We start from the raw sequence: 12,219 nt of genomic DNA, 5'->3' as shown, positions 1-12,219 counted from the left end.
GCTTGTTCTCGCAGCGCTGCACGAGGATGTTCTTCACGTACTGCTGCGTGATCGAGGATCCGCCCTGCACCGACTTGTGCAGCGCCGTCAGCACCGCGCCGCGCAGCGTGCCCGTGACATCGACACCGCCGTGCTCGTAGAAGCGCGGGTCCTCCGTGGCGATCGCGGCATCCTTGAGGTTCTGCGAAATCGCGTCCCAGCCGACCTCGACGCGGTTCTGCGAGTAGAAGGTCGCGATCGGCACCGGCTTGCCGCCGGAGGTCGCGTACATGGTGGAGGCCTGCGCCAGCGGCTCGACCTTGATGTATTCGGGGAGCCCGTCGAAGACATTGATCGTCGAGTCGGCTGCCGAACCGGTGAGCGCGACGGCAGGTGTCACGGCGGCCGCGGCGAGGATTCCGGCGACGGCGCTCAAGGCCACGAATCCGACCAGCGCGGGCGCCCACTTCCATCTTCTGCGTCGCTCTGCCGTCATGCGCGCAATGATACGCGGCCGATCCGGCGGCTCCCCGAGCGTGCGCCCCGCTTGTGGAGAATCCACTCAGGATGGCGCGCTGTGGAGCACTGTCGTCACTCGCCGGCGCGGAGCTTGTCGCAGAGCGTGGCGAGGGTCTCGAGTTCCTCCGGGTCGAGACGGTCGCCCACCCGTTCCGTGATGGACCGCATGTGGTCGACCGCCACCCGGCGGAACATCTCGAATCCCGTATCGGTGAGCCGGATCACGGTGCCGCGCGCGTCGGAGGGCTCGGGGCACTTGGCGACGAGTCCGCGCGCCACCAGACGATCGATCAGCCTGCTGACGCTGGGCTGCGTGAGCAGGACCTCCTTGTTCAGATCGCGCAGGCGAAGCGATCGGTCGGGTTGCCGCGAGAGGTTGAAGAGCACGTCGTACTCGTTGAAGGAGATGTCGCGGGTGGGGAACTCGGCGGCGAGTGTGCGCATCACCGCGACCTGCGCCCGGAACAGGGATTCCCATGCCGAGACCGCGGTCGTCCTCGTGCGCTTGACCGGCCCCGCTGTCGTTGCCCCGCTGCTCATGACGACACCCCTTCGCACTCGAGTAGTCAATGCATTCGCATCTTCTCATCATGCGCCGACACCGCCATCCGTGCCAGCACGGCATTCCTGCGGCGGCGGCCCGCCGGCCGGTGATCACGATGGCGGGTGAAGAGGAGCCCCGACCTGCTCGGACGACGGGCGCCGGAAGAAAAGATTGAGGGCCGGCCGCAGAGGCTAGCGGCCGGCCCTCTCCCTTGCACCAAGAGTGTCCTGCAATCACATTCCGCGATGGCTGCCACAGCAAACAACCATTGCTCTTGAACTATATAACGAAGAGGTAACGGGCGCTAGTTACCAAGTCGTTATTTTTGCTGCGAGTTCGCTATGTGGGCGTTATCCCCTCGCTGAGGGTGGACGGATCGGTCTGGAAGGCCTCATTGACGCATCGCTCGAAACCGAATACTCTGATCAAAGTATTCGGAGGTGAGCAATGACGAAGCGTGCGGTCTCGAACCCGCTGGCACTGGCCGTCCTGGCCTGCCTGTGGGAGAAGCCGATGTACCCGTACGAGATGACCACCACGATGCGGGAGCGCGGCAAAGAGGACAGCATCAGGCTCAACTTCGGCTCGCTGTACGCGGTGATCAAGTCCCTCGAGAAGCATGGATTCATCCAGGTCGCACAGACGGAGCGCGAGGGCAACCGGCCGGAGCGCGTGGTCTACGAGATCACCGACGCCGGCCGTGCCGAGGCCGACGAGTGGATGCGCGAACTCATCGCCTTCCCCGTCAAGGAGTACCCGGCCATCGAGACCGGTCTCTCGCTGCTTCCGCTGCTCGCGCCGCAGGTCGCGGCCGAGCTCCTGGAGCGCCGTCGCGACCTTCTCGACGCCGATCTCGCCGAGCACCGCCGCGCGCACGAGCAGGCGCTCGCCTATCCGCTTCCCGAACTCTTCATGATCGAGTCGTCGTACCGCGTCGCCATGATGGAGGCCGAGCGGGCGTTCGTCGCCGACCTGGCCGCCCGCATCCGCGACCGCACCCTCGGCGGCATCGGCTGGTGGGAACGGCTGTGGGAGCTGTTCGGCCAGGGCTACGACATGGCCGAGATCCGCGAGCAGATCGCGGCAGGCGACTTCGGACAGGAGGTGGCATACCTGCTGGGCACCTAGAACACAGAACGATGGCCGGAGAGCGGCAACTCCCCGGCCATCCACACCTTCGATCGTTCCTCACGGAACCTGCGTCAACAGTCACCGAGGGCATCTCCATGATATGCCCGCGCGGTGGCTGACCGAGAAGAAAGGAAGCCACCCGTGGCATCGCAGAACGGCCCGGCACTCGTCGCCGAGCACCTCGTCAAGTCCTACAGCGGAGGCCGGGGCAAGCCCGCCATCCGCGCCGTCGACGACCTCGGCTTCGAAGTCGCCGCCGGCACCGTCTTCGGACTGCTCGGCCCCAACGGAGCGGGCAAGTCCACCACCATGAAGATCCTGTCCACCCTCGCGCGGGCCGACTCGGGCTCCGCCTTCGTCGCCGGCATCGACCTCGGCAGGAACCCGGGCCGCGTGCGGCGCGCCATCGGGTTCGTCGCCCAGAAGCCGGTCTCCGACCCCAACGACACCGGCGCGGAGAACCTCGTCCTCGCCGGGCGGCTGCAGGGGATGAGCGGACGCGGAGCCCGTGCCCGCGCCGCCGAGCTGCTCGACCGCTTCGGCCTGACCGAGCACGCCAAGCGCCCGGTCAAGGCGTACTCCGGCGGCATGGCGCGCAAGCTCGACGTGGCGATCGGTCTCATGCACCGGCCGCAGGTGCTCTTCCTCGACGAGCCGACCACCGGCCTCGATCCCGAGGCGCGCGCGGAGCTGTGGGCGGAGCTGGAACGGATGACCGCCGCGGAGAACCTCACCGTCCTGCTCACCACCCATTATCTGGACGAGGCCGACCGTCTCGCCGATCGCCTCGCGATCGTCGACCACGGCCGGATCGTGGCGGGAGGCACGCCGGAGGAGCTCAAGAACGGGCTGCGCGGCGATGCGGTGATCGTCGAGCTCGCACCGGACGCCGACCCGTTCGCCGCGCTCACCGCGCTGGAACGCGTCGACGCCCTCCGCGAGGTCGGCGGCGACGGGCGCACTGTCCGGGCGCGCTCCGACAACGGAGCTGCGACCCTGCCGGCCGCGCTCGCCGCTTTGGAGGCCGCCGCAGTGACCGTCGCATCCGCCACCGTCGCCCGGCCGAGCCTGGACGACGTCTACCTGCGGCACACCGGCCGCACCTTCACGCGGGCCCAGGAGTCCGCCGAGCACGTTCTGGAGACCGCATCATGACCGCCATCGCCACCGTCCCGCGCGGCGCCTCGCGCCGCTCCGGCCCCACCTTTCTGACGCACACCGCGCTGCTGACCGGACGCCAGCTGCGCTGGGCCATCCGGATGCCGGCCTTCCTGGTGATGAACCTGGTGCAGCCGGTGATCTGGCTGCTTCTGTTCGGCCAGCTGTTCAAGTCCGTGATCGAGATCCCCGGGTTCGGGGTCGGTCAGAGCTACCTCGAGTTCCTCACGCCCGGCGTCGTGATGATGCTCGCCCTGTTCGGAAGCGCCTGGTCCGGCACGGTGTACATCCAGGACATGGACCGGGGAGTGATGGACCGGTTCCTCACCTCGCCGACCAACCGCGGCGCGATGATCGTCTCGACGCTGGTCTACCAGTCGATCCTGGCGGTGGTGCAGTCGCTCATCGTCGTCGGCATCGCCTTCTGGGCCGGAGCGCGGTTCGACGGCGGCCTCGCCGGGATGCTGCTCCTGCTCCTCGGAGTGGTGCTGCTCACCGCGGTGTTCTGCTCGTTCTCGAACGCCGTGGCCCTGCTCGCCCGCGACCAGACGGCGCTCATCGGCATCTCGCAGCTCATCACGCTGCCGCTGATGTTCCTGAGCTCGGCCATCATGAACACGAAGCTGTCGCCGGAGTGGGTGCGGAACGTCGCCGCCTACAACCCGTTCGAGTGGGCGGTCATCGTCGGCCGGGAGGCCCTCAGCGCCGACCCCGACTGGGCGAGCCTGTGGGGTCATGCCGGCCTGCTGGCGGCGCTCGCCGTCGTCATGGCCGCCCTCGCCACGAGCGCCTTCCGCGTCTACCAGCGCTCCGCCTGATCGGCCGCCGAGTACGCCCATAATCGGTCAGAAACCGCCGAGTACGCAGATGATCTGCGTACTCGGCGGTTTCGGACTCAGAAGAGGTCGGGGGAGGGGGCGCTCGCGTGGCGGATGGAGACATCCGCATGACGGTCGAACCGGTAGCCGACGCCGCGGACGGTGCGCACGATGTCCTCGTAGCGGCCGAGCTTGGCGCGCAGGCGGCGAACGTGCACGTCGATCGTGCGCTCGTTCGGGATCTCGTCCTCGTCGGCGTTCGACCACAGCGACGAGATGAGCTCGGCGCGCTCGATGGTGCGGCCCTCCCGCAGCACGAGGTACTGCAGGAGCTCGAACTCCTTATAGGTGAGCGAGACGGTCTGGTTGTCCAGGATGAGGCGCTTGCGCGAGATGTCGACGACCACGCCGGAGGCGGCACGGTCCTCGTCCTCGTCGGGCACCACGGTGTGGCGGTGCTTGGCGATCGCGGCCGGGTCCTGCAACGCGAGGCGTACGACGTCGACGTCACGGCCGCCGGCGCCGGCGGGGGCGAGTGCGACGGCCGCATAGGTCTCGGCCGCCGGGGCGAGCTCCGCGGTCAGCTGCTTGAGCGCCTCGACGATGCGGCCCAGGTCGGTTCCAGAAGCCGCTGCCTTGACCTCGTCGATGCCGACGTAGAGGACGAAGCCGCGAGCCTCCGTCCCCTCGGGGACAGCGCGGAGGCGCGGGGCGGGAGCGGACGCCTGCTCGGCGACGGCGGAGGGACGGATGGTGTCGACGGTGGCGAGAGACATGGGAGGAAGTCCTTCAATGATGATGATGCGTCCGGCCCCGTGGTGGCTGCACCTCTGCCGAGGGTGGCCGGATGCCAGGGATTCCGGTGTGACGAAGTGTCCCGATTCAGAACGGGACTGATGCGCGGGTGCGTTCGTGTGGCGCGCCCGGGGAGCTGTGCCCGGCGTCGACGCTCGTCTGCGTCGGAGGGCGACCGCTCGGCGAAAGGGTCGTCAGATTAGCGACACATTCGGCAACACATGACCGAGTCGCGGCCGGCCATCATCATGCCGGCATTCCCCAGGGCCTCGAAGGAGGTCAGGGTACGCGAGTTGTCAGTCATGTTGAGAAGTAAACCGTCTCATGACTCGCAGTGTCAAATCGTTACGGAATGTTGCGATGGGTGTCGACGGCTCTACACAGTGCCGTACAAACGGTCCCCGGCGTCGCCGAGACCGGGCACAATGTATCCGTTCTCGTTCAAGCGCTCGTCGAGAGCGCCCAGCACGATCGTCACGTCGCGACCCTCTGTGGCCTTTTCGAGCGCCTCCAGCCCTTCCGGCGCGGCCAGGATGCAGATCGCCGTGACATCGACGGCATTGCGCTTGAACAGGAAGTCGATCGCGGCGCCGAGCGAGCCTCCCGTCGCCAGCATCGGGTCGAGCACGAAGCACTGCCGGTCGGAGAGGTCCATCGGGAGGCGCTCGGCGTACGTCGTCGGCTCGAGGGTCTCCTCGTTGCGGGCCATCCCCAGAAAGCCCACTTCGGCGGTCGGCATCAGCCGGACCATGCCCTCCAGCATCCCGAGCCCGGCGCGCAGGATGGGCACCACCAGCGGGCGCGGCTGGCTGAGGGTGACGCCGGTCGTCGTCGTGACCGGGGTCTCGATCTGCACGGGCTCGACCCGCACGGCCCTGGTCGCCTCGTAGGCGAGCAGAGTGACCAGTTCTTCGGTCAGTGCGCGGAACACCGGCGACGGCGTGTCCTTGTTGCGGAGCACGGAGAGCTTGTGGGTGATGAGGGGGTGGTCCGCTACGTGCACTCGCATAGGCTCAAGGCTAGCCGAACCCGCCAGAGGAGGATCCGTGAGCCTGCCCGTGCCCGCCGACTACGAGGAGTGGATGCGCCGTGCGGTGGCCGACGCCCGCCTCGCCTTCGACACCGGGGACGTGCCGGTCGCAGCGCTCGTGATCGACGAGAACGGTGCGGTCATCGGCGCCGGCCGCAACGAGCGCGAGCTGCATCGCGACCCGACCGCCCACGCCGAGATCCTCGCACTTAGGGCTGCGGCGGCCTCCCGCAGCGACTGGCACCTCGAGGGCTGCACCCTCGTCGTGACGCTCGAGCCGTGCGTCATGTGCGCCGGCGCCGTGCTCGCGGCGCGCGTCCCGACCGTCGTGTTCGGCGCCTGGGATGAGAAGGCGGGCGCAGCAGGCTCGGTCTACGACGTGCTGCGCGACCGCCGGCTCAACCACCAGGTGGAGGTGTATCCCGGCGTGCTCGCCGAAGAATGCGCGGAGCTGCTGCTCGACTTCTTCCGCGCGAAGCGCTGACGCCGAGGCCGGCCGGTCACCGCCGCGTCAGGCCGGGAGCTGCTCCAGCCACTCCGAGAAGGCGGCGCGGGAGGCCTCCTGCATCCGGGCCGAGTACAGCGCGCGGTCCTCGCGCAGTGCCTCCGGGTCGATCGCGTGCTCGTCGAGCTCGTTGTATCCCTCTGCGACCCACTGTTCGTGCATCTCGTCGGTCACTTCGGGGTGGAACTGCACCGCGAGCGCGAAATCGCCGATCGCGAAGGCCTCGTTGGAGTAGTCGCTCGACGACGCCAGCCGGGTCGCCCGTTCCGGAAGCTCGAACGTGTCGCCGTGCCACTCCACCACCGGCACGCCGGCGAAGTGCCGGATCGGCGAGGCGGCGCCCGCGTCCGTCGGCTCGACACGGCGGAAACCGATCTGGGTGGTTTCGCCTTTGTAGACGCGCTCGCCGAGGGCTCCCGCCATCAGCTGCGCGCCCAGGCAGACGCCCAGCGTGGGGAGCTCGGCGTCGAGTCGAGAACGCAGCAGCGCCTGCTCGGCCGCGAGGAACGGGAACTGCTCGGTCTGATAGGCGCCCATCTCCCCGCCCAGCACGACGACGAGGTCGGCCGCGGCCGGGTCGATCGCGGCGACGTCCTCGGTCGTGACGTCCACGATGCGGAGGTCGTAGCCGTGCTCGGTGAGGACCGGGCCGATGTTGCCGAGGTGGATGGACGGGTCGTGCTGCAGGATCAGGGCGGTGCGGGTCACTCGAGTCCTTTGATGACGATGGTGTCGGTGGCGGGATGCTGCTCGTTCGGGTCGACCCAGACGTCCGGCTCGATGTAGATCACGCGGGCGACCGGGACGGCCTCCCTGATGCGCCGCTCGATGGTGTCGATCGCGGCCGCGACCTCGGCCAGCGGCCGGCTGCCGGCGAGTGCGAGCTTGGCGCCGACGAGCAGCTCGTCCGGCCCGAGGTACAGCGTGCGCATGTGGATGATGCGCTCGGTCTCATCGCCGGCGAGGATCGCGCGCTCGATCGCGGCGACGTCGGCGTCGGACGCGCCCTCGCCCACCAGAAGGCTCTTGGTCTCGATTCCGAGGATGATCGCCACGGCGACGAGCAGGAGGCCGATCAGGACGGTGCCGATGCCGTCCCAGACGCCGTCGCCGGTGAGGATCGTGAGGCCGACGCCGATGAGCGCGAAGACCAGACCGGTGAGCGCCGCCACGTCCTCCAGCAGCACCACCGGCAGCTCGGGGGCCTTGGCGCGGCGGATGAACTGCGGCCACGACATCCCCCTGCGCAGCGGGTTCGACTCGTGCACCGCGGTGCGGAGCGAGAACGACTCCAGGCCGATCGCGATGAACAGCACCAGGAGGGGCAGCCACCAGTTCTCCAGGGGGTGGGGATGGGTGAGCTTCTCCACACCTTCGTAGAGCGAGAAGACGCCGCCGACGGAGAACAGGATGATCGAGACGACGAACGCATACACGTAGCGTTCCCGGCCGTAGCCGAAGGGGTGCTCCTTGTCGGCCTTCTTCTTCGCCTGGCGACCGCCGAGCAGGAGGAGCAGCTGGTTGCCGGAGTCGGCGACCGAGTGCACGCCCTCCGCCAGCATCGAGGAGGAGCCGGAGAACGCCCAGGCGATGAACTTCGTCAGGGCGATGCCGAGGTTGGCCGCGAAGGCCGCCACGATCGCCCTGGTACCGCCTTCTGCGCTCATGCCCTCATCCTAGGATGGCCCCATGACCGACACGCAGAACGTCACGCTGCCCACGATCGCGATGCTCGGCGCGGGCTCGATGGGCCGCGCCATCCTCTCGGGGCTGACCGCGCCGGGTGTGGAGGTGACGGGAGGCATCCGCGTCACCAACCGCTCCGCCGCGCGCGCGGCCGAGCTGGCCGGCATCCCCGGCGTGACGGCATTCGCGACCGAGACGGACGGAGCCGCGAACCGGCTCGCGGTCGACGGCGCCGCCATCGTGGTCGTGGCGGTGAAGCCCGCGATGGTGCCCGAGCTGCTGCGCGAGATCGCGTCGTCGCTGACTCCCGGAGCGATCGTCGTCAGCGTGGCCGCCGGTGTGACCATCGCCACGTTCGAGTCGCTGCTGCCCGAGACCGTCGTCGTCGTGCGGTCGATGCCGAACACTCCGGCGATCGTGGGCAAGGCCGTCACCGGGATCAGCCGGGGGACCCGCACCGAGCCGTCCGACCTGGACCTGGTCCGGTCGCTGTTCGAGACCGTCGGCGAGGTGGTCGAGGTGCCCGAGTCGCAGCTGGATGCGCTCAGCACCATCTCCGGCTCCGGGCCTGCGTACGTCTTCTACCTGGTGGAGGCGCTGACCGCCGCCGCGATCGAGAAGGGCTTCACTCCGGAGCAGGCGCGAACGCTCGTCAACGGCACCTTCCTGGGCGCGTCCGAGCTGCTCGTGGCCTCCGGTGAGGACCCGGCCGAGCTCCGCCGCCGCGTCACCAGCCCCAAGGGCACCACGGAGCGGGCCATCGAGGTCCTCGCCGCCGCCGACCTCCCCGCCCTCTTCACCCGCGCCACCGACGCCGCGCTCGCCCGCGCCCGCGAGCTCGCCGCGCCCGCCGACTGACGCACGCCCGGCTCGTCGAGTACGCGCATAATCGGTCAGAAACAGTCGAGTACGTAGATTATCCGCGTATTCGGGTGCTGCTCAGCGGCTGAGAGATCGGCGGAGAGCGGCGCGGACTCGCGAGGCGACGGAGAGCGACGAGTCGCCTGCGGTGACGAAGAGTACGTCCCAGCCCTGATCGACGAGCCACTCGCGACGTGCGATGTCCTTGCGATAGGCGGAAGGAGTCGCGCGGTGATGGTCGCCGAGGTATTCGATCGCCACCTTGGACGCGGGATAGGCGAGGTCGATCATGGCGGCGGCGCGCCCGTTCGGTCCCGCGATGCGGTGGTTCAGCTCAGGAGAAGGCAGCCCGGCGTCTTCCAATGCCAGCCGCAGCCGGGACTCGCGCGGTGAGAGGGAGCCGTACCGGATCCGCTCGGACGCGGCACGAAGGTTGGTGACACCGCGATGCCTTCCGTGTCGTCCGAGCGCGGCGTCGAGCTGCGACTTGGTCGCGGGAGGCGTTCCGCCGTCGTACGGCTCCGTCCCGGTGATCACATAGTCTCCGGCCGCGACCAGATCGGGGTGCCCGAGCATGCTGCCCAGGTGCACCCATGTGTCCTCGGGAGACAGCAGACGCAGGCCCTGAACGGTGACCACGCGCTGCCCGGTCGGTGTCAGTTGGTGGGAGCGCACACCGCGCAGACGCGGCGAACGATGCGGCGCGAACACGCTGACATCCACCAGATCGGGCGCTGCGTGCGACGGCAGCGGAAAGCCGTGCACGATGGCGGCCGAGCGATGCGAAACGGCGGCGTGCTCGGGTAGCACGACCATCGCCGCCCGGCAGAGCTCGAGATGATCCGCCGGCGTCCGCCGTGTGCGCATTCCGTGGAACGGCGCGGCGTACCGCCCGTCGCACAGTTCCCAGCGCGACATTCCCTCCGCGAGCGCATCCCGCGACCTGAACCCATCCATCCGCTCACCCAACCGCAAAGCGCGAAACCCCGCAGAACTTATCCGCAGCCCGGCAGTCGAGTACGCGCAAAATCGGTCAGAAACAGCCGACTACGCGGATAGTTCGCGTACTCGGCGGTCGGTCAGGAATCGAGGGCGGCGAAGCGTTCGATGTCGGAGGAGGCGCCGGACACGATGATGAGGTCGTGGTCGGAGACGACGGTGTCGGCGGTCGCGTACGTGAAGGGCTTGCCGGGGCTCTTGACGCCCACGACCGTGATGTTGTGGCGGCTGCGCACGCCCGAATCCGAGAGCCGGACGCCGCGGATCGGCTTGGGCGGATACATCTTGACCAGCGCGAAATCGTCGTCGAACTCGATGAAGTCGAGCATCCTGCCCGACACCAGGTGCGCCACGCGCTCGCCCGCTTCGGCCTCCGGGTAGATCACGTGGTTGGCACCGATTCGCTCCAGGATCTTGCCGTGCGACTGCGAGATCGCCTTCGCCCAGATCTGCGGCACATGGAGGTCGACCAGGTTGGCCGTGATGAGCACGCTGGCCTCGATGGACGACCCGACGGCGACGACGGCGATCGAGAAGTCCTCCGCGCCGATCTGCCGCAGCGTCTCGATCGAGCGGGCGTCGGCCTGCACGGTGTGCGTGACCCGGTCGGCCCACTTCTGAACCAGTGCCGCGTCGGTGTCGATCGCCAGGACCTCCCGGCCCAGGCGGTCGAGCTGCCCGGCCGTCGCCGCACCGAACCGGCCCAGCCCGATCACCAGAACGGGAGCGTTGTGCTTGATCCGGTCAACCAACGAGCGGCCTCTCCTCGGGGTTCTGGTAGAGCTGCTTGCGCTGGCTCTGCGCCAGCGCTGCGGCGAGTGTCACTGTACCAACGCGGCCGCAGATCATCGTGGCGGCCATCACGTAGACGCCCGCGTCCGGGAGCTTCTCGGTGAGGCCGGTCGAGAGCCCGCACGTCGCGAAAGCCGAGATCACGTCGAAGAGCACGTGGTCGAGCGGCGCCTTGGTGATCTGCAGGATCAGGATGCTCGCCACGGCGACGATCGTCGCCCCCCACAGCGCCACCGCAACCGACAGCCGCAGCACGTCGATCGGGATGCGGCGCTTGAACGCGTCCATCGACTCCACCCCGCGCGCCTCCGCGAACGCGGCGAGGAACAGCACCGCCAGCGTCGTCACCTTGATGCCGCCCGCCGTGGAGGCCGAGCCGCCTCCGATGAACATCAGCATGTCGGTGACGAGCAGGCTCGAACCGTGCAGGTCGGCGATCGGGATGGTCGAGAAGCCTCCCGATCGCGCCATCGTCGAGAGGAAGAACGACTGGAACACCGTGTGACCGGCGTCGAGCCGGCCGAACGTCTTGGGGTTGTCGTATTCGAGCACCATATAGAGCACGGCCCCGGCCACCAGGAGGATGACCGAGGTCAGCAGGGTGAGGCGCACATGGATCGACCAGCGTTTGCGCCGGCTGCGCAGATTGGAGGCGATCGCCAAGATGACCGGGAAGCCGATCGCGCCCAGGAAGACGCCGATCATGAGCGCCCCGAGGAACCAGTAGTCCTCCGCGAACGGCGTGAGCCCCTCCGCGTTGGGCGAGAAGCCGGTGTTCGTGAACGCCATCGCGGCGTAGTAGAGGCTCTCCCAGAGCGAGCTGCCCACGTCCATCCCGGCCACGAGCACGCGCGGGAGGAGCAGGAGCGCGACGCCACCTTCGATGACCACGAGGCTGATCGCGACCGTCCGCAGCAGCTTGCCCACGTCGCCGAGACGCACAGCCTGCCCCTCGGCCACCGGTCCGGCGTGGATGCGCTGCGGGTTGCTGTCGCTGGCCGCCATGAGCTTGGCCCGCAGACCGAGGCGCCGCGAGATGACGAGGCCGAGGATGCTCGCCATCGTGAGCACGCCCACCGCGCCGACCTGCACGCCGATGTAGACGAGCAGGTGCCCGAACATCGACCAGTGCGTCGCCATGTCGACCGTCGCCAGACCGGTCACGCAGATGACGGAGACGGCCGTGAACAGCGAGTCGGCGAGGCCGGTCCAGGTGCCCGCGGCCGACGAGATCGGGAGCGAGAACAGTAGCGTGAAGACCAGGATCAGGAGCAGGAAGACCAGGATCGCGAACCGTGAAGGGCTCCGCTGCGCGAAGGCGTTGAACGCCGCGCGAGCGCGCCCCCCTGCGGCCGTGGACCCCCGCCGGGCCGCCTGCGTCGTGCGCATCGTCCGTTCCTCC

The 12,219-nt window shown here is 68.7% G+C and carries 14 protein-coding genes; 5 read left to right on the top strand and 9 right to left on the bottom strand.

The window, feature by feature from the left end:
* Both Q0Q23_RS16420 and Q0Q23_RS16415 read right to left on the bottom strand, forming a co-directional pair.
* The coding region (locus Q0Q23_RS16420) for a transglycosylase domain-containing protein (protein ID WP_295126520.1) at nucleotides 1-475 on the bottom strand (475 nt) is incomplete at its 3' end.
* A gap of 95 nt (nucleotides 476-570) precedes the next feature.
* Nucleotides 571-1,038 (bottom strand): MarR family winged helix-turn-helix transcriptional regulator, encoded by a 468-nt coding sequence (locus tag Q0Q23_RS16415; protein ID WP_295126517.1) that lies wholly within the window; start codon nucleotides 1,036-1,038, stop codon nucleotides 571-573.
* A gap of 451 nt (nucleotides 1,039-1,489) precedes the next feature.
* Here Q0Q23_RS16415 and Q0Q23_RS16410 point away from each other — a divergent pair, with 451 nt between their 5' ends.
* The 3 genes from Q0Q23_RS16410 (at nucleotide 1,490) to Q0Q23_RS16400 (ending at nucleotide 4,149) form a co-directional block, all read left to right on the top strand.
* Nucleotides 1,490-2,170 carry a PadR family transcriptional regulator gene (locus Q0Q23_RS16410; protein ID WP_295126513.1) on the top strand — a complete coding sequence of 227 codons (681 nt, stop codon included), beginning with the start codon at nucleotides 1,490-1,492 and terminating at the stop codon, nucleotides 2,168-2,170.
* Nucleotides 2,171-2,314: 144 nt separating this feature from the next.
* Nucleotides 2,315-3,328 carry an ABC transporter ATP-binding protein gene (locus Q0Q23_RS16405; protein ID WP_295126511.1) on the top strand — a complete coding sequence of 338 codons (1,014 nt, stop codon included), beginning with the start codon at nucleotides 2,315-2,317 and terminating at the stop codon, nucleotides 3,326-3,328.
* On the top strand, nucleotides 3,325-4,149 hold the full coding sequence (locus Q0Q23_RS16400; RefSeq protein WP_295126508.1) for an ABC transporter permease: 825 nt from the start codon (nucleotides 3,325-3,327) through the stop codon (nucleotides 4,147-4,149). Before Q0Q23_RS16405 ends, Q0Q23_RS16400 begins: the two co-directional genes overlap by 4 nt.
* Nucleotides 4,150-4,226: 77 nt before the next feature.
* Here the strand turns inward: Q0Q23_RS16400 and Q0Q23_RS16395 are convergent, their stop codons facing one another.
* Nucleotides 4,227-4,925, bottom strand: a complete 699-nt coding sequence (locus Q0Q23_RS16395; protein WP_295126505.1) for a winged helix-turn-helix domain-containing protein — start codon at nucleotides 4,923-4,925, stop codon at nucleotides 4,227-4,229.
* A gap of 395 nt (nucleotides 4,926-5,320) precedes the next feature.
* Nucleotides 5,321-5,953, bottom strand: coding sequence for a uracil phosphoribosyltransferase (gene upp, locus Q0Q23_RS16390; protein WP_208040680.1), 633 nt, complete (start codon nucleotides 5,951-5,953; stop codon nucleotides 5,321-5,323).
* Between the two features lie 37 nt (nucleotides 5,954-5,990).
* Between upp and tadA the strand changes: the two genes are divergently transcribed.
* Entirely contained in the window at nucleotides 5,991-6,458 is a 468-nt protein-coding gene (tadA, locus tag Q0Q23_RS16385) for a tRNA adenosine(34) deaminase TadA (protein ID WP_295126499.1), read from the top strand.
* 27 nt (nucleotides 6,459-6,485) lie between these two features.
* Here the strand turns inward: tadA and Q0Q23_RS16380 are convergent, their stop codons facing one another.
* Both Q0Q23_RS16380 and Q0Q23_RS16375 read right to left on the bottom strand, forming a co-directional pair.
* Nucleotides 6,486-7,187, bottom strand: coding sequence for a glutamine amidotransferase (locus Q0Q23_RS16380; protein WP_295126496.1), 702 nt, complete (start codon nucleotides 7,185-7,187; stop codon nucleotides 6,486-6,488).
* Nucleotides 7,184-8,146, bottom strand: coding sequence for a cation diffusion facilitator family transporter (locus Q0Q23_RS16375; RefSeq protein ID WP_295126493.1), 963 nt, complete (start codon nucleotides 8,144-8,146; stop codon nucleotides 7,184-7,186). The genes Q0Q23_RS16380 and Q0Q23_RS16375 overlap by 4 nt, the downstream gene beginning before the upstream one ends.
* 22 nt (nucleotides 8,147-8,168) lie before the next feature.
* Between Q0Q23_RS16375 and proC the strand changes: the two genes are divergently transcribed.
* A complete protein-coding gene (proC, locus tag Q0Q23_RS16370; RefSeq protein ID WP_295126490.1) occupies nucleotides 8,169-9,023 on the top strand; it encodes a pyrroline-5-carboxylate reductase in 855 nt (284 codons plus the stop codon).
* A gap of 81 nt (nucleotides 9,024-9,104) precedes the next feature.
* Here proC and Q0Q23_RS16365 read toward each other — a convergent pair whose 3' ends face one another.
* From Q0Q23_RS16365 to Q0Q23_RS16355, 3 genes are all read right to left on the bottom strand, one after another.
* The gene (locus Q0Q23_RS16365) at nucleotides 9,105-9,983 is read right to left on the bottom strand and encodes a hypothetical protein (protein ID WP_295126487.1); all 879 of its coding nucleotides are present in this window, start codon (nucleotides 9,981-9,983) and stop codon (nucleotides 9,105-9,107) included.
* A gap of 122 nt (nucleotides 9,984-10,105) precedes the next feature.
* Nucleotides 10,106-10,777 (bottom strand): TrkA family potassium uptake protein, encoded by a 672-nt coding sequence (locus Q0Q23_RS16360; RefSeq protein WP_295126484.1) that lies wholly within the window; start codon nucleotides 10,775-10,777, stop codon nucleotides 10,106-10,108.
* Nucleotides 10,770-12,206: a TrkH family potassium uptake protein gene (locus tag Q0Q23_RS16355; RefSeq protein ID WP_295126481.1), complete on the bottom strand. Its 1,437-nt coding sequence runs from the start codon at nucleotides 12,204-12,206 to the stop codon at nucleotides 10,770-10,772. Before Q0Q23_RS16355 ends, Q0Q23_RS16360 begins: the two co-directional genes overlap by 8 nt.
* Nucleotides 12,207-12,219 lie beyond the last annotated feature (13 nt).

The sequence above is a fragment of the uncultured Leifsonia sp. genome, from assembly GCF_945957465.1.
Taxonomy (GTDB): Bacteria; Actinomycetota; Actinomycetes; order Actinomycetales; family Microbacteriaceae; genus Leifsonia.
This window is presented reverse-complemented; position numbering and strand designations above follow the sequence as displayed.

Bases quoted from the DNA above. Each gene is read 5' to 3' on its own strand.
- Q0Q23_RS16375 (WP_295126493.1), bottom strand. From the start codon at position 8,146: ATGAGCGCAGAAGGCGGTACCAGGGCGATCGTGGCGGCCTTCGCGGCC.
- Q0Q23_RS16355 (WP_295126481.1), bottom strand. From the start codon at position 12,206: ATGCGCACGACGCAGGCGGCCCGGCGGGGGTCCACGGCCGCAGGGGGG.
- Q0Q23_RS16400 (WP_295126508.1), top strand. From the start codon at position 3,325: ATGACCGCCATCGCCACCGTCCCGCGCGGCGCCTCGCGCCGCTCCGGC.
- Q0Q23_RS16415 (WP_295126517.1), bottom strand. From the start codon at position 1,038: ATGAGCAGCGGGGCAACGACAGCGGGGCCGGTCAAGCGCACGAGGACG.
- upp (WP_208040680.1), bottom strand. From the start codon at position 5,953: ATGCGAGTGCACGTAGCGGACCACCCCCTCATCACCCACAAGCTCTCC.
- Q0Q23_RS16365 (WP_295126487.1), bottom strand. From the start codon at position 9,983: ATGGATGGGTTCAGGTCGCGGGATGCGCTCGCGGAGGGAATGTCGCGC.
- Q0Q23_RS16410 (WP_295126513.1), top strand. From the start codon at position 1,490: ATGACGAAGCGTGCGGTCTCGAACCCGCTGGCACTGGCCGTCCTGGCC.
- Q0Q23_RS16395 (WP_295126505.1), bottom strand. From the start codon at position 4,925: ATGTCTCTCGCCACCGTCGACACCATCCGTCCCTCCGCCGTCGCCGAG.
- proC (WP_295126490.1), top strand. From the start codon at position 8,169: ATGACCGACACGCAGAACGTCACGCTGCCCACGATCGCGATGCTCGGC.